Origin of the sequence: Kitasatospora sp. NPDC085879 (assembly GCF_040686255.1) — a bacterium.
Taxonomy (GTDB): Bacteria; Actinomycetota; Actinomycetes; order Streptomycetales; family Streptomycetaceae; genus Kitasatospora.
Genome location: NZ_JBFBJZ010000049.1, coordinates 16,634 through 37,978 on the forward strand (window position 1 = coordinate 16,634; position 21,345 = coordinate 37,978).

General features: G+C 71.7%; 12 protein-coding genes. 1 reads left to right on the forward strand and 11 read right to left on the reverse strand.

Annotation, left to right across the window (positions count from 1 at the left end):
- Positions 1-89: 89 nt before the first annotated feature.
- From AB0P35_RS29800 to AB0P35_RS29850, 11 genes are all read right to left on the reverse strand, one after another.
- The gene (locus AB0P35_RS29800) at positions 90-2,207 is read right to left on the reverse strand and encodes a beta-galactosidase (protein ID WP_363516816.1); all 2,118 of its coding nucleotides are present in this window, start codon (positions 2,205-2,207) and stop codon (positions 90-92) included.
- Between the two features lie 67 nt (positions 2,208-2,274).
- Positions 2,275-4,017 (reverse strand): cellulase family glycosylhydrolase, encoded by a 1,743-nt coding sequence (locus tag AB0P35_RS29805; protein WP_363516819.1) that lies wholly within the window; start codon positions 4,015-4,017, stop codon positions 2,275-2,277.
- Between the two features lie 32 nt (positions 4,018-4,049).
- Positions 4,050-5,795 carry a cellulase family glycosylhydrolase gene (locus AB0P35_RS29810; protein ID WP_363516822.1) on the reverse strand — a complete coding sequence of 582 codons (1,746 nt, stop codon included), beginning with the start codon at positions 5,793-5,795 and terminating at the stop codon, positions 4,050-4,052.
- A gap of 48 nt (positions 5,796-5,843) precedes the next feature.
- Positions 5,844-7,355 carry a glycoside hydrolase family 43 protein gene (locus tag AB0P35_RS29815; RefSeq protein ID WP_363516825.1) on the reverse strand — a complete coding sequence of 504 codons (1,512 nt, stop codon included), beginning with the start codon at positions 7,353-7,355 and terminating at the stop codon, positions 5,844-5,846.
- Positions 7,356-7,427: 72 nt separating this feature from the next.
- On the reverse strand, positions 7,428-9,197 hold the full coding sequence (locus AB0P35_RS29820) for a cellulose binding domain-containing protein (protein ID WP_363516828.1): 1,770 nt from the start codon (positions 9,195-9,197) through the stop codon (positions 7,428-7,430).
- A 168-nt stretch (positions 9,198-9,365) separates the two neighbouring features.
- Positions 9,366-11,507: a glycoside hydrolase family 36 protein gene (locus AB0P35_RS29825; RefSeq protein ID WP_363516831.1), complete on the reverse strand. Its 2,142-nt coding sequence runs from the start codon at positions 11,505-11,507 to the stop codon at positions 9,366-9,368.
- A gap of 38 nt (positions 11,508-11,545) precedes the next feature.
- Complete coding sequence (locus AB0P35_RS29830; RefSeq protein ID WP_363516834.1) at positions 11,546-13,531, reverse strand: beta-galactosidase; 1,986 nt, start codon at positions 13,529-13,531, stop codon at positions 11,546-11,548.
- A gap of 27 nt (positions 13,532-13,558) precedes the next feature.
- Positions 13,559-14,587 (reverse strand): LacI family DNA-binding transcriptional regulator, encoded by a 1,029-nt coding sequence (locus AB0P35_RS29835; RefSeq protein WP_363516837.1) that lies wholly within the window; start codon positions 14,585-14,587, stop codon positions 13,559-13,561.
- Positions 14,588-14,619: 32 nt separating this feature from the next.
- Positions 14,620-15,594: a carbohydrate ABC transporter permease gene (locus tag AB0P35_RS29840; RefSeq protein WP_363516840.1), complete on the reverse strand. Its 975-nt coding sequence runs from the start codon at positions 15,592-15,594 to the stop codon at positions 14,620-14,622.
- Positions 15,591-16,538, reverse strand: coding sequence for an ABC transporter permease subunit (locus AB0P35_RS29845; protein WP_363516843.1), 948 nt, complete (start codon positions 16,536-16,538; stop codon positions 15,591-15,593). Before AB0P35_RS29845 ends, AB0P35_RS29840 begins: the two co-directional genes overlap by 4 nt.
- A complete protein-coding gene (locus AB0P35_RS29850; RefSeq protein WP_363516846.1) occupies positions 16,535-18,217 on the reverse strand; it encodes a Tat pathway signal sequence domain protein in 1,683 nt (560 codons plus the stop codon). Before AB0P35_RS29850 ends, AB0P35_RS29845 begins: the two co-directional genes overlap by 4 nt.
- A gap of 201 nt (positions 18,218-18,418) precedes the next feature.
- On the opposite strand from AB0P35_RS29850, the gene AB0P35_RS29855 reads away from it, so the two are divergent.
- A complete protein-coding gene (locus tag AB0P35_RS29855; protein WP_363516849.1) occupies positions 18,419-21,271 on the forward strand; it encodes a glycoside hydrolase family 3 C-terminal domain-containing protein in 2,853 nt (950 codons plus the stop codon).
- Positions 21,272-21,345 lie beyond the last annotated feature (74 nt).

The following is a 21,345-nucleotide window of genomic DNA, read 5'->3' on the forward strand; positions in this document are numbered from 1 at the left end:
CGCCGGAGATCCGTCGGCGGCTGACGAAGGCGAGGTGGCGCGGCCGGCCGCAGTGCCCGGGCGGCCCGCCGGCACCCGCCGTGACCAGGTCAGTCTGAGGTGAGGACCCGTACGTCCCAGGCGCCGAGCCGGACTCGGGCGCCCGGGTCGAGCGCGCTGCCGTCCAGGACGTCGGTCAGGCCTGCGGGTGTCCGGACCTCGGCGGGCTGCCAGCTCCAGTTGTGCACCACGTGGACCCGGCGCCCGTCGGCGGCCGTGCCGGTGGTCGCGGTGACGGACTCGGGCAGGCCGTGCCAGCCGCCGACGGCGACCGGGGCCAGCCAGGCGGCGAGCTCGCGGGCGAGGTCGCGGCCGGGCACGGTGCCCACGCAGGTCACCCGGCCGGCGCCGTGGCGGCGGGTGGTGACGGCGGGCCAGCGGCCGAAGTGCGGGTGGTCGTACTCCACCAGCGCGGTGGCGTCGACGGCGGTCAGGCCCTCCACCCACCGGGTCGCGGTGGCGCCGGCGGGCAGCGTCAGCGGGCTGCCGGCCGCGGCGCGGACCGGCAGGTCGGCGGAGAGGTTGCTGAGCTCGTCGTACCAGGCGCCGGCGGCCGTCACGAGCCGTGCGGGGGCCGGCTCGTGGCGTGCCCTGGCCTCGTGGTCGGCGTAGCCCGTGCGCGGGCCGAGGACCAGGTGCCCGCCGGCGTGGGCGTACGCGGCGAGCCAGTCGAGCAGGGAGTCCTCGGCCAGGTAGAGGGCCGGGGCGACCAGCACCGGGTGGCGCCGCGCCGCCTCCTCCGGCGCCACGCCTTCGCGCTCTCCCCGGGCGTCGTGCAGCTGGCGGGCGTGCAGGATCCGCACCTGGCGGCCGGACTCGAAGGCGCCGCGGTAGAACGGGTCGAAGATGCGGTGGTAGGAGGCGGAGTCGGGGCTGCCGTCGGGGGTCGCCAGCGGCGGGTACTTCTGCATCAGCCACTTGCTGGGCACGGAGTACACCATGGCGATGTCGGCGTCCGGCTCGATCCCGGCGACCAGCTCGCCCGCCGTCTCGAACTCCGCGCCGACACGGGCGAGTTCGGCGTACACCCGGCCCGGCCGGCCGCTGTGCGGGAGGATGCCGCCCCAGTAGGTCTCGGTGCCGAAGTGCAGGGTGTGCCAGTGCCAGTACTCGATCATCCGGGCGCCGCGGGAGACCAGCGCCCAGGCGGCCTGCCGCCACTGGCCGTCGAAGGCCGGCCGGTTGTCCGAGGTGCCGCTGATCGCCTGGGCGTTGGTCTCGGTGACCAGGAACGGCTCCTGCCGGGAGGAGAAGATCCGGTCCGCGCTCCGGTAGAGCGCCCAGACGCCGGTGGTCATCCACTGCTGCTCGTGGTCGTCGGGCGTGGGGTCGGGCAGGGCGAGGGCGTCCTGCATCTCGTAGTACGGGTTGGCCGCCGTGACGTCCAGGGCGTCGGTCACCTCGTCGTCCTCCATCGCCGGGTGCTCGTAGGCGAGGCAGGTGGTGACGAACTGCTCGGGGCGGGCGTACTCGCGGGCGATGGCGGCCTGCCAGGCGACGAACTCGGTGGTCTGCCGCGCCTGGAAGGCCCGCCAGGCCACGTCGTACTGCGGCTGCTGGTTGCCGTCGGGCTTCCACAGGTCGGCCCAGGTGGACAGCCGGTGCGACCAGTAGACCAGCCCCCACGCGCGGTTGAGGGTCTCCACGTCGCCGTACGTCTGCCGCAGGTGGTCGACGAAGCGCTGGAAGACGCCGTGGTTGTGCGGCAGCCGCAGGCCGGGCTCGTTGTCCACCTGGAAGCCGATCACGGCGGGGTGTGCGGCGTAGCGGGCGAGGATGGCGCGGCTGACGCGCTCGGCGTGGAAGCGGAAGGCGGGGTGGCTGAAGTCGGCCTCCTGGCGGGCGCCCCAGCCCATGGGGCGCCCGGTGGCGTGCTCGACGGCGATCTCCGGGTACTGCCGGCTCAGCCACGGCGGCACGGCGTAGGTGGGCGTACCGAGCACGACCGCGATGCCGCGCTCGTGGGCGCCGTCGAGCACCGGCTGCAGCCAGTCCAGTTCGAACCGGCCGCTCTCGGGCTCCCAGGTGGACCAGACCGACTCGCCGACCCGGACGACGGTGAACTTCGCCGCCGCCATCAGGTCGAGGTCTTCCTTCAACCGGTCGTACGGCTGGTACTCGGGGTAGTAGGCGGCGCCGAACAGGACGCGCGGGGACAGTGGGAACATGCGCAAACCTCGGCAGGGCGAGGCCCCGGCCGCCGGGAGCGACGGCCGGGGCGGGGACGGGTCCGGGTCAGGAGGCGGTGCCGGTCACCGTGGTGCCGGACTTGGTCACGTGGTACGTGACGGTCGCGCCGCTCCAGAAGCGGAAGGTGAGCGTCACCGGGGCGTCGTCCTTCAGCGACTGGATGAAGCCGGCCTTGACGGCGGTGGTGTTGGCGTCATAGTCGGCGGCGTAGTTGTTGAACTCCTGGTACGTGGTCCAGCCGTACGGGCCGGCGGCGCTGCCGTCGGCGTACGTGGACTCCACGTTGGCCAGCAGGTCGCCGTTGAACCGGGTCGGGACGGCGAGCCCGTCGGCGGTTCCGGTGGCGTCGGACAGCACCGGTTGCCCGGCGGTGCGCACGTTGAGCTTCCAGGGGACTCCGTCGGAGTAGCGGACCTGGAGGGTCGCGTTGACCCCGTGGGCGCGGTCGCCGGCGAGCCGGGTGAGGGCGTCCGCGGTCAGCGTGAGCCGGTCGCCGTCGAGGGTGTAGTCGAGGAACGGGATCAGCGGGCGGTCGCCCTGCCACAGCCCCGCGAACCAGAGTCCGTTGGGGTTCAGGGTGACGGTCTGCGCCGTGATGGGGCCGGACTTCGGCAGGAAGAGGTTGTCGGAGGAGGCGGTGCCGGAGCGGGTCCTCCAGGACGACTTGATCAGGGCCATGAGGGCGGGGTCCCGCCACTGCATGGTGGCGCGGTTCAGGTAGTTGGCGTCGTCCCAGAGTGCGGTGGTGATGCCGTTGGCCCGGGCGACGTAGTTGACGTGCTCGTAGTACTTCAGCATCTCCCCGCGCTCGACGATGCCGGAGTTGGGCTCGCTGAGCAGGCCGTACTCGCCGAGGTAGACGGGGATGCCCTTGGCGACGAAGGTGTCGTGCACCCGGGCGAAGCCCTCGGTCAGGTCCGCCTGGGTCCTGGCGTCGTACGTCGTGCCGTTGGCGACGTTCACGCTGAACGGCCAGAAGCTGTAGTAGTGGACGGTCGCCACCAGGTTGTGGTCGTGCAGCGAACTCATCGTGGTCGACAGGTCGTCGAGCCAGTGCTGGGCGTTGTTGGTCTCCTCCGAGGGCAGCACGAGCAGGCGGTCCTTGTTCACCCCGCCGCTGCCCCGGACGATGCTGTGGAAGGAGGTGTTGAGTTCCCGCAGGTACTGGGTCTTCTGGGCGTCGGTCGCGTCGGCGAACTGCGGCTCGTTGATGCTCTCCATGAGCAGCTTGCGCGGCTCGTCCTTGAAGGCGGTGGCGATCTGCTGCCAGGTCGCGTTGAACCGGGCCACGACGTTGCCGTGGTCGGTGGACATCTTGTTGATCCACTGCCACGAGTCGTGGTGGACGTTGATCTCGACGTAGAGGCCGTCCGCCAGGGCCAGGTCGACCACCTGCCTGACCCGCGCCATCCACACCGGGTCGATGGTGTAAGGGGCGGTGGCGGACTGGTGGCCGGACCAGGTGACGGGGATCCGGACGCTGCGGAAGCCCTCTGCCTTGATGCGGTCGAACAGTGCCTTGGTGGTGAGCGGGTTGCCCCAGGAGGTCTCGTCGGGGATGGCGTCCAGCGTGTTGCCGAGGTTCCAACTGGGCTGCATCGCGGCGACCGCGGCCATCGGGTCCTTGGGGACGGACATGCCGGTGGACTGCGCGGCGTCCGGGGAGGTCGGCGCCGCGAAGGCGGGGACGGCGCTCAGCGCACCGGTGGTGACCAGCGCCACCACGAGCCCGGCCGTCCGCTGGAGGCGGCGGCTGCGCCGGCGTAAGGTCTGCTGCGCGTTGTTCACGAGGGCTGTTCCTTCCGTGTGGACGGGCGGGGTCAGCCGGCGGTGCCGGTGACGGTGTTGCCGGACTTGGTCAGGTGGTAGGTGACGGTGGCGCCGGTCCAGAAGCGGAAGGTGAGCGTCACCGGGGCGTCGTCCTTCAGCGACTTGAGGAAGTCGGCCTTGACGGTGGTGGTGCCGGCGCCGTAGTCGGCGCGGTAGTTGTCGAACGACTGGAAGGTGGTCCAGGAGGCCGGGCCGGCGGCGGTGCCGTCGGCGTAGGTGGACTCCACGTTGGCCATCAGATCGCCGTTGAACCGGGTCGGGATGGTGAGCCCGTCGGCCGTTCCGGTGGCGCCGGAGAGGACCGGCTTGTCGTACGAGCGCACGAAGAGCTTCCAGGGGACTCCGTCGGAGTACCGGACCTGGAGGGTCGCGTTGAGCCCGAGGGCCCGGTTGCCGGCGAGCCGGGTGAGGGCCTCGGCGGTCAGCGTGAGCTGGTCGCCGTTGAGGGTGTAGTCGCGCGTCGGCATCAGCGGGACGTCGCCCTGCCAGAGCCCGGTGAACCATAGCCCGTTGGGGTTCAGCGTGATGGTCTGCGCCGTGATGGGGCCGGAGCCCGGCACGAAGACGTTGTCGCTGGAGGCGGTGCCCGAGCGTGTCCGCCAGCCCGACTTGATCAGGGCCTCCATCTCGAGGACCTGCCACTGCATGGTGCTGCGGTTCAGGAAGTCGTTGGCGGCGTCCCAGAGCGCGGTGGTCATGCCGTTGGCCCGGGCCTCGTAGTTGACGTGCTCGAAGTACTTGAGCATCTCGCCGCGCTCGACGACGCCCGAGTAGGGCGAGGTGAGCAGGCCGTACTCGCCGAGGTAGACGGGGACGCCCTTGGCGACGAGGGTGTCGTGCACCCGGCGGAAGCCCTCGGTGAGGTCCTTCTGCGCCGTGGCGTCGTAGCTCGGGCCGTTGGCGATGTTCACGCTGAACGGGTACCAGCTGTAGTAGTGGACGGTCGCCACCAGGTTGCGGTCGTGCAGCGAGTTGATCGTCGTCGACAGGTCGTCGAGCCAGTGCTGGGCGTTGTTGGTCTCCTCCGACGGCAGGACGAGCAGGCGGTCCCTGTTCCCCCCGCCGCTGTTGCGGACGATCCGGTGGAACGAGGTGTTGAGCTCCCGCAGGTACTGGGTCTTCTGGGCGTCGGTCGCGTTGTTGAACTGCGGCTCGTTGATGCTCTCCATCAGCAGCGCGCGCGGCTCGTCCTTGAAGGCGGTGGCGATCTGCTGCCAGGTCGCGTTGAACCGGGCCACGACGTTGTCGTGCTCGGTGGACATGTTCGCGATCCACTGCCAGGAGTCGTGGTGGACGTTGATCTCGACGTAGAGGCCGTCCGCCAGGGCCCAGTCCACCACCTGCTTGACCCGCTTCAGGTACGCCGGGTCGATGGTGTACGGGGCGGTGGCGGACTGGTGGGGGTACCAGGTGACGGGGATCCGGACGCTGCGGAAGCCCTGGGCCCGGAGGCCGTCGAACGTGGCCTTGGTGGTGAGCGGGTTGCCCCAGGAGGTCTCGTCGGGGATGGCGTCCAGGGTGTTGCCGAGGTTCCAGCTCGGCTGCATCGCGGCCACGGCGGCCATCGGGTCCTGCGGGACGATGACCGCCCGGCCCCGGGTCCGGGCCTGGTCGGCCGGTGTGGCGACGGCGGTGCCGTAGGCGAGGCTGCCGGTGGTGGCGAGCGCCACCACGAGGGCGGCCGTCCGGTGGAGCCGGCGGCTGTGCGGGCGGGCGGTCTGCTGTGCGTCGTTCACGGGATGTCCCTTTCGTGTGGACAGAGTGCGGGGCCCTCTGACGGCCGGTCAGGGGAGCGGGAGCGGCTCGTAGTCGAACCGGTCGAAGTGGACGGTGCCGGCCGCGGCGTACACGCCGATGACCCGGCCGGTGAAACCGCCGGCCACCTCGGTGGACAGGTAGCGGCCGTCGAGGCCGGCGAGCACGGTGAAGGTGCCGTCGGGCTCCTCGATGCCGAAGATGACGTCGTCAGGTCCGGTGCGCGGGCCGCGCGTCGGCCGCGGGAGGATCTCGACGCCGAGCACCACCGCTCCGGCGGGCACCGGCCGGGTGGCGACCTCGGTGCGCAGCGGGCCGATCCGGGCGAACACCTTCACTACGCCGTCAGCCGCCTCGATCTCGTAGTGGTGCTCCTCGTCCAGGCGGACGGCCAGGCCGCCGCGGCCGTCGGCGGGATCGATCAGGGTGCTCGCGCGGCAGGCGAGGTGCTGCTGGCGGCGGCCCACGAACACCGTGTCGGTCTCGTCCAGGGAGGCGCCGGCGGCGCGCAGGGTGAGCCAGCCGGATCGTTCCTTCGTGGTGCACGAGCCCTCCGGGCGCTCGCGCACCGAGATCCACCGGGGGTGCAGCTCGGCCTGGTCGAAGTCGTCCCGGGCCGGCACGGCGGGGGCGGAGTGCAGCGGCCAGGCGGGCGTGGGCAGTTCGGCGGTGACCTCGCCGACGACCGGCCAACCGTCCACCCACTCGACGGGGGCGAGGAAGGTCTCCCGGCCGAGGACGTACCAGCCGGGAGTGCCGCCGCGCGGCCGGACCGCGAGCAGCACCATCCACCAGGAGCCGTCGGGCGCCTGGACGAGGTCGGCGTGCCCGGTGTTCTGGATGGGACTGGCGGTGCCGCGGTGGGTCAGGACCGGGTTCGCCGGGCACGGCTCGAACGGGCCGGAGGGCGTCAGGCCGCGGGCGATGGAGACGCCGTGGCCGCGTTCGGTGCCGCCCTCGGCGATCATCAGGTACCAGTAGTCGCCGATCCGGTACAGGTGGGGGGCCTCGGGGGCCATGGAGCCGGGGGTGCCGGACCAGATCCGGTACGGCTCGCCGAGGGTCTCGCCGGTCACCGGGTCGAGGCGGACCTGGGAGACGCCGGCGACGGTGCACCAGCAAGTGCCGTCCTCGTCCCAGGCGAGGTCGGGGTCGATCCCGGGAACCCCGGGCAGCCGGACCGGGTCGGACCACGGGCCGGCCGGGTCGGTGGCGGTGAACAGCATGTTGCCGCCGTCGCCGACGTTGGTGACGATCAGCCAGAAGCGGCCGTCGTGGTGGCGCAGGGTCGGTGCGTAGATGCCGCCGGAGGACGGCATGTCGCGCGGCAGGCGCAGCTGGCTCGGCCGGTCGAGGGCGTTGCCGATCTGCGTCCAGTTCACCAGGTCCCGGCTGTGGAAGACCGGGATGCCGGGGAAGTACTCGAAGCTGGAGCACACCAGGTAGTAGTCGTCGCCCACGCGGCAGACGCTGGGGTCGGGGTGGAAGCCGGGGATCACCGGGTTGGGGACGGTGCCGGACGGCTGGATCTGCTCTGACACGTGGTCGGTTCCTTTCGGTGGTTCGCGTTCGGGGGTGGTGCCCCGGGGAGTCCGGGGCACCACCGGTCGGGTTCAGCCGATCGCGCAGGAGGCGCCGTTGAACCAGAAGGCGGAGGGGTTGGCGTCGCTCCTGGACCAGGTGGCGTTGAAGCCCCACTGGACGCTCCCGCCCTGCGGGACGGCGGCGTCGTACCACACGTTCGCGGCGTTGACGCTCGTGCCGCTCTGCGACACCGAGGCGCTCCAGGTGTTCGTGATGGCGTTGTCGCCGGGGAAGGTGAAGCCGAGGCTCCAGCCGTTCACCTGGCCGAGGCTGTTGTTGACGACGGTGACGGTGCCGACCATGCCGCCCGGCCACTCGTTCTTGTTGTAGACGACCCGGCAGGGCGCGCTGGTCGGGTGCATCTGCACCACGGTGATCCCGTAGGCCGGCACGGTCTGGACGGTGGTGCTGCCGGACTGGGCCGAGCCGATCGAGTGACCGTTCTTCAGGTACGAGTAGACGGTCGGGGTGGCGGAGGACGGGGTGAAGCCGGTGTACGACAGGCTGACCGTGGCGGCGTTGTTCGGGTCCTTGTTGATCAGCATGACGCTCACGTCGCCGTCGGCCTTCCGCACGGCGTGTGCGGAGAGCAGCGAGGACGAGCTGGCGGCCTTGACCAGCGTGTCCCCGGGTGCGCCCAGCTTGGAGATCATCTGGGTGCCGTAGTAGGCGGGGAAGGGCGTGTTGACGGTCGGCTCGCAGCCGGCGCCGCTGGAGACCATGCCGCCGTCGTTGTAGTCGGTGGCGCCCTCGACGGTGGTCACCTTGGTGCAGTCGGTGCCGTTGCGCAGGTCCCACCAGTCGACGTTGAACGCGCCGTTCTCGATCCAGGTGAGGTAGTTGTCCGGCGCGAACAGGCCGTTCGGGGAGGTGTCCAGGTACGCCTGGGCGTTCGCCTCGGTCACCGCGATGCCGACGTTGGGGGCGTTGGTCCCGGCGTACTGGTTGATCAGCGAGCGCACGGCGCCGGCGATGGCCGGGTTCTGGGCCTGCGGCTTGGTGAGCAGGTCGGCCGGGCTGGTGCTGGTCGGGTAGGCGTGCACGATGGCGAAGTCGATCTTCGAGCCGGCGATCGACAGGACGGTGTGGTTCCAGTCCATGGTGTCGCCCGGGCCGACGATGCCGTCCGGCCAGTAACCGGGGGTGGTCAGCACGGCGCCGATCTTGATGCCCGGGTCGACCGCCTTCATCGCCGAGACGTACTGCACCAGGTTGTTGGCGTAGGTCGTGGCGCTCTTGCTGCTGTGGGTGTCGTACTCCCAGCCGTTGCCGTTGCTGTACTCGCCGTTGCCGTAGACCTCGTTGCCGATCTCCCAGTACTTGACGCCGTAGCCCTTGGTGACGTTGGCGTACCGGACCCAGTCGGCGGCCTCCTGGGGGGTGCCGGACCCGTAGTTGGCGGTGATGATCGGCTGCGCTCCGGCGGCGCGCACGGTGCCCATGAAGGCGTCGAAGCCGGTGTTCGGGGCGACGTACGCACCGGCCTCGGCGGTGCCGGTCTGCCAGTGGTAGACGTCGGAGTGGCTGCCGCCGGGGTAGCGGGCGGTGTTGAAGCCGGCCGTGCTGAGCAGGCCGGGGGTGGCGGCGGAGTTCATGTTGGCGTCGTAGACCGGGATGTTCACGCCGACGCCGGTGGCGGGGACGGTGGCGAGCTGCAGGGCGGCGTCGACGGACACCGACACGGAGTTCGCGGCGACGGCGGGCGGTGCGACGGCGGCGATCGCGCCGGTGGCGGCGAGCGCGAGGGCCGCCGCGACGGCTATGGCGCGCCCATGACAGGACTGGACTGACCTTCTCATTGCGTCCCTCCAGGGGGTGGGGTGCGTGGAGTTCGGTTGGGGGTCGAACTCCTGCGTTCTGGACGGTGGGGCCCGGCACGGTTGCACGGGGTCGGGCCCGGACGAGAAGCGTGGTCGGTGCGGATGCGGGCCGGCGCGGTGGGGCGCGCGCGCTCGCCGAGCGCATGGTCAACTCCGTTCGGGAGAGGTCCTGGTGAGGCGCAGCAGGACGGCGGACGGCGCCGCCGGGAGGGTCAGAGCGAGTTCGGCGGCATCCGGCCTCCAGACAGTGCCGGCCCGGCTGGAGGCCGGGTAGAGCACCTCGACGTGGACGTCCGCACCGGCCAGGTGGGGCAGGTCGAGGTCCCTGACGGTCTCCTCGCCGGTGCGCCGCCAGGCGGTGACGTAGGTGGTGTCCGGGGTGCGCAGCGCCAGGGTGATCCACGGGTCCTCCCAGTTGGGGAGCCCGAGCGGCCAGGCGGGCACCGCCTCGCGGAGATCGGCGCGGATCGACTTGTGGACGGCCACCGCCTCGTGGACCAGGTCCCGGGCTTCCGGGGAGAGTTCGGTGAGGCGGCCGGAGAGGTGGATGCGGCCGAGGAGCGCGCTCGCCATGGTGAAGGCGACCTCGTCGAGGGAGTCCTCGGGCAGCGGGTACGCCCAGACGGCGCCCTGCTCGGGGGTGACGGCGGTGGGGGCCGCCGCCGCGATCGGGGCGTAGCGCAGCAGGTCCTGCTGGTCGCTGGTGGACTGCAGCTGGAGCCGGGAGAGCAGGGCGTAGTCCATCCGCATGCCGCCGGAGGCGCAGTTCTCGAGCACCAGGTCCGGGTACCGGTCCAGGATGCCGTCCAGCCAGTCGAGCTGGGCCCGGTTGTGGCCGAGCAGGCCGGCCGCCGGGGCCTCGGCCGGGTGGCTGCTGGTGCCGGACCCGGGGTCGGTGTTGTGGTCGAGCTTGAGGTAGCCGATGCCCCACTCGCCGACCAGGCGGTCCACCACGCCGTCCAGGTGGGCCCGGGCGGCCGGGTGGCGCAGGTCGAGGTGGTAGCGGCCACCGCCCTCCTCCACGCGCCGATCGTCGCGGCGGAAGAACGCCTCCTCCGGCAGGGAGGCGGCCACCGGACTGTTCGTCCCGACCGCCTCGGGCTCCAGCCACAGGCCGGGGACCATGCCCCGCTCCCGGATGCGGTCCAGCACCTCGTGGATCCCGTTCGGGCCGGGGAACCGGGAGGCTGACGGCTCCCAAGCCCCGACGGAGCTCCACCAGTTGTCGCCGTCGTCGTACCAGCCGGCGTCGATGACGAAGTACTCCGCGCCGGCCTCGGCGGCGGCTTCGACCAGCGGCAGCAGCTTGGCCGTGGTGGGGTCGCCCATCAGGCAGTTCATGTAGTCGTTGAAGATCACCGGCAGTCGGCGGTGGTCGGGGTGCGGTCGGCGGGTGGCGCGGCGGTAGCTGGTGAGGGCGGCGAAGGCACCGTCGGGGCCGCCCTCCGCAGCCAGCGCCAGGGCCACCGGCACGGTGCGGAACTCGGTGCCGGGCTCCAGCGGGTGGCGCCAGCCGTGGTCGGCGGCGTTCGGGCCGTACAGTGCCGCGTACGCGGTGTTGTCGCGCACGCCGCACTCCCAGCGCCAGCCGCCGCCGTTGTGCTCGATCTGCCACAGCCAGGTACGGCCGGACTCGCGTTCCGTCAGGCCGCCCATCGGCAGCCGGCCGCAGCTGGACCACACGCCCTGACCGGCGACGACGCGGGTGTTGCGGCCGGCTGTGGTGTGGAAGCGGCCGCCCCGCTCGGGCGAGGACACCCGCAGCGGCCGGCGCTGCCAGCGGCATTCGGCGAACCATTCGTTCTCCGCCCACAACAGCTCCGCGCCGTCCAGGGCCTCCGGGTCGCCCCCGGTGAGGCAGCCCGCGACGAGCGACCCGACCGACTCCAGGTGGAGAGTCCGATCCCCTTCGTTGCGAAGCAGGACTTCGCTGCGCAGCACCGGCAGGCCGTCCGGGGACCGGTAGACCGCCTGGGCGATCAGGCCGGTCTCGGGCTCGTGGAGGTCGACGGTGAGTACGTGCCAGTCGCCGTCCCTAATCGCGTGGTGGGAGCGGTGGCGCAGCCGCGAGCCGAGGACGGTGTTGACGAGGTGGCGGCCCGACCAGTAGCGGCCGAGGCCGGCGGTCGTCACCTCCACCAGCGGCAGCGGTGCGGCGGGGCGTGGGGCGGCGGTCTTCTCACCGGGTGCGCCGATGCGGACCAGGCGCGGCGGGCCGGGCTCGTCCAGGGCGATCTCCAGCTCCAGGGCGGCGTGACCCCAGCGGATAGTCTCGAGCGGGTCGGTCATGGCGGCCTTCCTCGATGCGGGAGACGTCGGGTGCGAAGTCAGTGCGCTCGCAGGACGGCGCAGCCGCCGGGCGGCAGTTCGCGCAGGGGCCCGTCCGTGAGGAGGTCGTGGCCCGGGCGGGGCAGCGGGACCACGTCGTCTCGGTGGTTGAGCAGCAGGAGCCAGCGCCGGCCGTCGGGGGCGTGCCGGGCGACGGCCTCGACGCCGGGCGGCAGGCCTGGCAGCTCCGGGGCGACCCCGGCCTCGGTGAGCAGCCGGCCGACCAGGGCGGCGTAGCCGGTGTCGTCGAGGCGGGTGGAGAGGTACCAGCCGTAGCCGGAGCCGAAGTCGTGACGGGTGAGCGCGGGGCTGCCGGCGAGCATGCCGTGGGTGTAGGCGGCGAGCGTCTCGGCACCCTCGGTGCGCAGGGACTCGCTCCAGGAGCCGGCCGTCGAGCCGTCGGAGAGCGTGAGCTGCTCGTCCTGGCGCAGCGGGCGGTACTCCTCGACCCGGATGCCGAGCGCCTCGCGCAGCGGGGCGGCCGGGTAGCCGCCGAGCCGGGTGTGCAGGCGCTCGTCGACCATGCCGCTGAAGTACTGCACCAGCAGGGTGCCACCGGCGGCGACGTAGCGTCGCAGGTTCTCGGCGCCCGTGTCGGTGAGCAGGAACAGGGCGGGGGCGAGGACCAGCCGGTAGCGGCTCAGGTCGTGCTCGGGGTGGGCGAAGTCGGCGGTCAGCCCGGCGTCCCAGACCGCCCGGTGGGCGCGGCGCAGCGCGGCGAGGTAGTCGAGCTCGGACGACGGGAGTCCGTCGACCCGCATGGCCCACCAGGCGTCTGAGTCGTGCAGGACGGCCACTTCGGCGCGGACGGTGGAGCCGGCGAGTTCGCCGAGCCGGGCGACGGCCTCCCCGGTCGCGGTGACCTCGCGGAAGGTGCGGCTGTCCGGCCCGGCGTGCGGGACCATCGCCGAGTGCCACTGCTCGGCCCCGGCCCTGGACTGCCGCCACTGGAAGAACAGGGCGCCCTCCGAGCCGCGGGCGATGTGGGCGAGCGAGTGGCGCAGGATCTCCCCCGGCTCCTTGGCGAGGACGCGGCCGCCGGCGTAGACGGTGCTGGTGCCCTGTTCCATCAGCAGCCAGGGAGCTCCGGCGGCGATCGAGCGGGCCCGGTCGGCGTCGAAGGCGGCATGGGCGGCGGCGTCGACGCCGGGTGCGCCGGGGTAGTGGTCGATGGCGACCAGGTCGACCTCGCGGCCGAAGGCCCACAGGTCCAGGTTCTGGTAGCCGGGCAGCATGAGGTTGGTGGTCACCGGCCGGTCGCTGCGGACGCGGATGGCGTCGCGCTGCTCGAGGTAGGCGGCGAGGGTCTCGTCGGACCAGAAGCGGCTGAAGTCCAGGGCCTGGCCGGGGTTCTTGTGCCACTGGGTGGCGCGGGGCGGCAGGATCTGCTCCCACACGGTGTAGTGCTGGCTCCAGAAGGCCGTGCCCCAGGCCTCGTTGAGGGCGTCCAGGGATCCGTGGCGGGCGCGCAGCCAGACCCGGAAGGCGGCGGCGGTGTGGTCGCACAGGCAGAGGGTCACGTATTCGTTGTGGACGTGCCACAGGGCGAGCGCCGGGTGGTTCCCGTAGCGTTCGGCGAGGGCGCCGGCGATACGGCGGGCGGCCCGGCGGTAGGCAGGGGCGGTGAGGCAGTAGGTGTCCCGGCTGCCGTGGGTCAGGCGGGTGCCGTCCGGGCGGACCGGCAGGGCGTCGGGGTGGGCGAGAGTGAACCAGGGCGGCGGTGAAGCGGTCGGGGTGGCGAGGTCGACGGCGACGCCGTTGGCGTGCAGGCGGTCGAGGTGGGCGTCGAGCCAGTCGAAGTCGTACCGTCCCTCCTCGGGCTCCAGCAGGGCCCAGGAGAAGACGCCCACGGTGGTGAGGTTGACCCGCGCCCGGCGCATCAGTTCGTCGTCCTGCTTCCAGACCTGCTCGTCCCACTGCTCGGGGTTGTAGTCCCCGCCGAAGGCGAGGCCGCCGAGTCGGTCGGTGAGCCGGCGGATGTCCATCTGGGAACCGTCCTTCCGGGAGCGGTGTCACGTGCGGCGCGGGGCCGCGGCGGTGCTTTCGCGGACCACCAGTTCCGGTGGCATCAGGAGGAGTCGGTCCTCGGGCCGGTCACCCGCGGCGGTCGCGGCGATCCTCGCCATGACCTGCTCGACGGCGACCTGTCCGAGGTCCTTCTGCGGGCCGGTCACAGAGGTGAGTCGGGGGGAGTGCTGCTCGGCCATCGGGTCGGGGCAGATGGCGACGACGGAGGCGTCCTCCGGCACGGTCCGCCCACTGGCGCGCAGCAGGGTGAGCAGCGGGCCGATGGCGGCCTCGTTCTGCACCACGAACCCGGTGGTCTCCGGGCGGTCCGCGAGGATGCGTGCCAGGGTGCCTGCGGTGCTCTCGTAGCTGCCTTCGCACGGTCGGTGGAGGAAGCGCAGGCCGCGCCGCTCGGCGCGGGCACGGAAGCCGTTCAGGGTGCGTTCGGCGTAGCCGGCGTGCCGCCGGTAGACGCCGCTGCTGTAGCCGATGAAGGCGATGTCGCGGTGGCCGAGGTCGGCCAGGTGGTCGGCGCACAGGGCGCCCGCGGTGGCGAAGTCGTGATCGGCGCAGGAGAGGCCGGTGGGATCGTCGGGCAGACCGATGAGGGCGGCCGGGATCTGCTCGGCGCGCAGGACCGGGACGCGGTCGTCGTCCAGTCGGACGTCCATGAGGATGACGCCGTCCGCGAGTCCGGTGGCGGCGACCCGGCGGACGCCTTCGGGCCCCTCGTTGTTGGTGAGCAACAGGACGTCGTAGCCGTGTTCGCGGGCGGCCACAGTGACCGCGATGGCGATCTCCATCATGGTGGGCACGTGCACCTCGGGGTGGAGCGGCACCACCAGGGCGATGACGTGCGAGCGCCTGCCGGCCAGCGCCCGGGCGCCCGCGTTGGGGTGGTAGCCGAGTTCCGTGACGGCCTGCTCGATGCGGGTCCTGGTCCGGTCCGCGAGCGGCCGCTTGCCGCTGAGGGCGTAGCTGACCGTGCTCGACGAGACGCCGGCGTGTTTGGCCACATCGGCGAGTGTCACCATCGCTGTTTCCTTCGTAGGGGTTCCGGTGGGGCTCAGCCCTTGATCGCGCCGGTCAGGACACCGGTGCGCAGGTGCTTCTGCACGAACGGGTACACGATCACCAGCGGCACCAGGGTGAGGACCACGACCGCCATCTGGAGTGACAGCGGTGCGGTCTGGGCGTGGGCGCTGCCGAAGCCGGAGTTGACGGAACCGGGCAGGCCGTTGCCCCGGTTGACGTACGTGAGCAGCACGTACTGAAGCGGCCACTTCTGACTGTCCGTCGGCATGTAGAGCATGACGTTGAAGAACGAGTTCCAGTAACCCACGGCGTAGAACAGCGCGGTGACCGCGGTGACGGCACGTGAGGTGGGCAGGACGACGGACCACAGGATCCGCCAGTCGCCGGCGCCGTCCATCCGGGCGGCGTCGATCAGTTCGGAGGAGGTGCCCTGGTAGAAGGCGCGCAGCACCAGGATGTTGAAGACGGAGACCGCGCCCGGCAGGATCAGCGCCCACCACTGGCCATAGCCGCCCAGCCCGGTGACCACCAGGAAGCTCGGGATCAGGCCACCGCCGACGAACATCGTGACGATCAGCAGCATCAGGATTAAGCGGTGCCCGAGGGAGCGCGACCGGGAGAGGCCGTAGGCGCACAGGACCGAGACGGCCATGGACACCGCCGTTCCGACCACCGTGATGCCCAGGCTCACCATCAGGGCGGTGACGACCGTCGGGTCGCTGAGCATCTGACGGTACGCCTCGGTGCTCAGGCCGTCCGGCCAGATCACCAGACCGCCGGCCCGGTTGACGGCACCGGGCGTGGAGAAGCTGGTCAGCACGATGATCCAGAGCGGGCCCAGGATGACGGCGAGCGTCGTCCCGAGCGTCAGCCCCTTGGCGGTGCGGCCGACGACGGTGGGCGGCTCCTCCCAGGGCGGGCGGGCGGAGCGGGCCCGGCGCCGGGTGGTGCGTGCTTCCCGGCCGCGCCGTTCGCGCCGGGAACCGATGGTGAGTGCGTTGGTCATTTTCGGTACAGCCCGTCCTCGCCGAAGGCGTGTGCCAGCTTGTTGGCGCCCCAGATGAGCAGCAGCGAGACCACGCTCTTGAAGAGCCCGGCCGCCGCGCCGTAGCTGTAGCCGCCGGTGGCGATGCCGTAGTAGAAGGAGAAGGTGTCCAGGACGTCCGCCGCCTCGTGGCCGACCGCGTCGCGCTGGATCAGGAACTGCTCGAAGCCGACGGACAGCGCGTTGCCGAGGCGCAGGACCAGCATCAGGACGATCACCCCGCGCAGGCCCGGTAGCGTGATGTGCCACATCCGCCTCAGCCGTCCCGCGCCGTCCGCCGCCGCGGCCTCGTACAGCTCGCTGTTGATCGCGCTGAGCGCCGCGAGGAAGACGATGATCCCCCAGCCGGCCTCCTTCCAGATCGCCTGGGAGGTGACCAACAGGGCGAAGGTGTGCGGGTTGGTCATGATGTCCCAGGTGCCGATGTCGTGCTGGCGCAGGAACTGGTTGAGCACGCCGGCGCCGCCCAGCATCTGCTGGAAGATGGTGATCGCGAGCACCCACGAGAAGAAGTGCGGCAGGTAGACCACGGACTGGAACAGGTTGCGGATCCGCTCGCTCATCACCGAGTTGAGCAGCAGGGCGAGCGCGATCGGGACCGGGAAGAACAGGACCAGCTGCACGAAGCTCAGGTACAGCGTGTTCCTCATCGAGGCCCAGAACGCCGGGTCGCCGAACAGCTGCTGGAACTGGTCGAAGCCGACCCACTCGCTGTGCCAGACCCCGACCAGCGGGTCGTACTCCTGGAAGGCGGTGACGATGCCGAACAGCGGGACGTAGTTGAACACCAGGAGCAGGGCGACCGCGGGCACCGTCATCAACAGGAGCGACCGGTCGCGCCGCAGTCTGATCCGCCAGTCGAGCCGCTCGGTGCCGGCCGGTCGCTGCGGTGCTGCGCTGCTCACTGGCCGGTGCCGTACTTGTCGAGGACGTTGTCGGTCATCCACTGCTTGAGCCTCTCGCCGGGGCCGGACCGCCAGCTGGAGATGGCGTCCTGCACCTCGGAGACCTTCTTCTTGCCGTGGTAGCAGTCCTTGATGGTGTCGTTGACGTTCTGCGCCGCCGCGGCCGAGGCGATCGCCTGGGGCATGGTGAAGTTCATGCCCCAGAAGGGCGGCTTGGTGAGGTACTTGACGTTGGCGGCCGACCAGGTCGCGTAGTCCTTGGTGACCTGGTCGCCGCCCGGGTTGCTGATCACGGAGGAGGAGGCGGCCAGGAAGGGGAAGGCCGTCGCCTGGACGTCCTTCTTGCCCTCGTCCGTGAAGGTCGGCACGCCGTTGACCCGGGTGTGGTGGACGCCCTCGACGCCGAAGTTGACCAGGGTGTACTCGGCGGTGCCGTAGGGGGCGGCCAGGTAGTTCGCGACGGAGAGGAGTTCCTCGATCTGCGCGGGCTTCAGGCCGGCGTTGAGATAGCTGATCATGCTGGCGGAGGCACCCATGTAGATCACCGGCGTGCCTGTTCCGCCGGCAGTGACGGCGTTGAGGGCGCCGCGCCGGTAGTTCGGGTCCGCGGCGGTGCCGGACTGGTGGTCGGCCAGGTTCCAGGCGCCCAGTCCGCCGCCCGCGATGAGCACCTTCCCGCTGTAGAAGCGGGTCGCGCCGTTGGCGTTGTCACCGGCGAGCGCGTCCGGGTGCATGTAGCCCGCGGTGGCCAGGCGGTAGTGCCAGTTGAGGGCCTCCAGGAACTCCTGGGTCTCGAACGGGTGGACCAGCTTGCCGTTGTCGACCCTCCAGTTCATGGGGACGCCCCAGCTGAACTGGAGGTAGGTCCACACGTCGTCGAAGGCCCACACACCGCGCTTGGCGTCGGTCAGTTCCTTGCCGATGTTCATCAGGTCGTCGGCGGACTTGACCTGCTCGGCCGTGATGCCCCGGCCTTCGAGGATGTCCCGGCGGTAGAAGGTGGCTCCCGGGATGCCGAAGCTGGTGGAGAAGCACGGGATCCCGTAGAGCTTGTCGCCCCAGACCCCGTTCTGCCAGGCGCCGGTGGGGAGGGCGGCCAGGTTCGGGTACTTCTTGATGTTGTCGCCGGACAGGTACGGGGTCAGGTCCGCGAGCTGACTGCCGACCAGTGCTCCGGTGTTGAACTTGGCGTTCCACCAGGCCGGCAGGTTGATCCAGTCCGGCAGCTTCTTGGCGGCGGTCATCGTCGGGACGATGGTGTCGTAGGTGTTCCCGTCCGCGGGCTTGACGGTCAGCTCGACCCCGAGCGCCTTGTTCATCGCCTGGAAGAAGGAGTTGCCGGCCGGCGGGTTGGTGCCCCACAGCGGGGTGACCGCCGTGTAGCTGCCGCCCTTGCCCGGGACACCGGAGACGCTGGAGGGCGGGGAGGCGGGGTAGGAGAGGTAGGCCGGGTCGGTCGCGGCGTCGGGCCCGCCCCGCACGGAGGCGATGTCCGGCTTGACCGCGTTGCCGTTCGGGACGTAGGCCGGCAGCGCCGCCTTCAGGCCCTCCTTGGTGTTCGCGCCGGCCTTCTTGGCCGAGCCGCTGCCGCAGGCGGACAGCAGCGGCGCCATCGCGGCGGCTCCCGCGACCGTGGCGGCGGTGGTCAGGAAGCTCCTGCGGTTGAAGCCGGATCTCATGGTGGCGTGACCCCTCTGCGTCGAAGCGTCGAAGCGCTTGAATGTTGCGGCGACACTAACGACGCGTTTCTCATTGGGCAAGGGGCTGAACAAATACAAAATCCCTTACCTGCACGGTAGTTGACAGGCACAATGGAACGTGTCAGCGTCGAAGCGCTTCGACGAACGGCCATCGCGCCCTGCCTGTCCGAAGGGTTCCCGTTGACTTCCCCGTCCATATCCGCAGCTGAGCTGCACCCGTTCCGCGATCCCGCGCTGCCGCTGCGCAAGCGCATCGACGACCTGCTGGGGCGGCTCACGCCCGAGGAGCGGATCGCGATGCTGCACCAGTACGCGCCGGCCGTCCCGCGCCTGGGCATCGCCTCGTTCCGCACCGGCAGCGAGGCGCTGCACGGTGTCTCCTGGCTGGGGGAGGCGACCGTCTTCCCGCAGGCCGTCGGCCTCGGCGCCAGCTGGGACGAAGAGCTCCTGCGCCGGGTCGCCGAGGCGGTCTCGGTCGAGCTGCGCGCCTTCCACCACCACCGGCCGCCGGCGGTGGCCCCCGACCGCGGCCCCAACAGCCTCCAGGCCTGGGCCCCCGTGCTCAACCTGCTGCGCGACCCCCGCTGGGGGCGCAACGAGGAGGGCTACTCCGAGGACCCGGTGCACACCGCCCGGCTCGGCGAGGCGTACTGCCGCGGCCTGGCCGGCGACCACCCGACCTACCTGCGCTCGGCGCCGGTGCTCAAGCACTTCCTCGCCTACAACAACGAGGACGACCGCTGCACCACCTCCTCCGGCCTGCGCCCGCGGGTGCTGCAGGAGTACGACCTGGCCGCCTTCCGCCCGGTGGTCGCCTCCGGCGCGGCCACCGGCGCGATGGCCGCCTACAACCTGGTCAACGGCCGTCCCTGCCACGTCAGTCCGCTGATCGAGGCGGAGCTGCGCCGCTGGGCTCGGCCCACCGGGCGCGAGCTGTTCGTGGTCAGCGACGCGGAGGCCCCGTCCAACCTGGTCGACCCCGAGCACTACTTCGACGACCACGCCGAGGGCCACGCGGCCGCGCTCAAGGCCGGCATCGACAGCTTCACCGACCACGGCGAGGACAGCGAGACGGTCGTCGGCCGGCTGCGCGAAGCCCTCGAGCGCGGCCTGATCTCCCAGGACGACATCGACAGCGCGGTCCGCCGCCAGCTCGAACTGCGCTTCCGCCTCGGCGAGTTCGACCCCGAGCTGGACCCGTACGCCGGGATCGGTCCGGAAGTGGTCAACAGCCCCGAGCACCGGGAGCTCGCCCGGCACGCCGCCGTCGAGTCGACGGTGCTGCTCAAGAACGACGGCCTGCTCCCGCTGGGCCTCGCCCGCACCTCGCGGGTCGCCGTGATCGGCCCGCTCTCCGACGTGCTGTTCGAGGACTGGTACAGCGGCACCCTGCCCTACCAGGTCACCGTCGCCGACGGCCTCACCGCCGCACTCGGCGCCCACGGCGGCGAGGTCGTCCGGGTGGAGGGCAGCGACCGGATCGCGCTGCGTTCGCGCACCACCGGCGAACTCCTCGGCGGGGCCGCGTTCGACGTGACCGACTGGGGACGCTCCAGGCTGACCCTGCGCGACGCCGACACCGGCCGCTACCTCTGCCTCAAGGACGACGCCACCCTGGTCGCCGACACACAGGTGATCAAGAGCTGGTTCGTCCAGGAGACCTTCCACCTGGAACCGGCCGAGGACGGCACCGTGCTGGTGCGCTCCGTCTTCACCGGCCGCTACGCCGCCGTCGATCCGGCCGACGGCCGGGTCACCGTCACCGCCGACAGCGCCGAGGACGCCGAGCGCTGGCATCGCGACCTGCTGCGCGACGGCACCGCCGAGGCCCGCGCCGCGGCCGAGGGCGCCGACGTCGCCGTCGTGGTGCTCGGCAACCATCCGCTGGTCAACGGCCGCGAGACCGAGGACCGGGTCGACATCGCCCTGCCCGCCGGGCAGGAAGCACTGCTGCGCGCCGTCGCCGCCGTACGGCCGCAGACCGCGCTGGTGGTGATGAGCAGCTACCCGTACGCCGTCGACTGGGCCGACGCCCACCTGCCCGCCGTGCTGTGGACCTCCCACGGCGGCCAGGAGACCGGCCACGCGCTGGCCGCCGTGCTGCTCGGCGAGGCCGAGCCGGCCGGCCGCCTCCCGCAGACCTGGTACCGGGGCGACGACACCCTGCCGGCGCCGCTGGACTACGACATCATCAAAGCCGGCTGGACCTACCAGTACCACCGGGCCGTGCCGCTCTACCCGTTCGGCCACGGGCTCTCCTACACCGAGTTCGCCCACCGCGACCTGCGCCTGTCCGAGGCGTCGATCGAGCAGGACGGCACCCTCGACGCCACCCTGACACTGGCCAACACCGGACAGCGGACCGGCAGCGAGGTGGTCCAGCTCTACGTCCGCGCCCCGGACGCCCGCTACCATGCGCCCCGGCTGCGCCTGGTGGACTTCGCCAAGGTCAGCCTGGAGCCGGGCGAGAGCCGCGAGCTGACCTTCCACCTGCCGGCCGAGCGGTTCGCCCACTGGGACGTCGCCACCGGCGCCTTCACCGTCGACCCCGGCGGCTACGAGATCGTCATCGCCCGCTCGGCCGAGCACCCGGTGCTCACCGCGCCGCTCACCGTCACCGGAACGGCGCCCGGGCCGCGCGCGGTGGTCGGACGCCGCGTCCTGGCCGTCGACTTCGACGATTGCGCGGGTGCCGCCATCGTCGACGCCACCCGCACCGACGGCGACGCCGTCACGCCCGCCGATCCCGCACAGCCGGCACCGCTGCTCTTCCGCGAGCTCGACCTTTCCGGCGCCTGCACGATCGACATCGAGACCGCCCGCGAGGGCGGCGGCACGGGCGGCGCCCGACTCGAAGTCCGCGCCGCCGGCCGGGTGCTGGCCGAGATCGACGTGCCCGTGACCGGAGACCGCCGAGCCTGGACGAGCACCACCACCGAACTCGACGCCCCGCTCCACGGCGTGCGCGACCTGAGCCTGACGCTGCACGGCGACTTCCGGCTCGCCGCCTACCGCTTCGGCGCGGCCGGCTGAGGATCCCGCCCCACAGACCGGCGGTCCGCCCATGAGGGGGGCGGACCGCCTCCAGTCCCTGCCAGGCCTGCGAG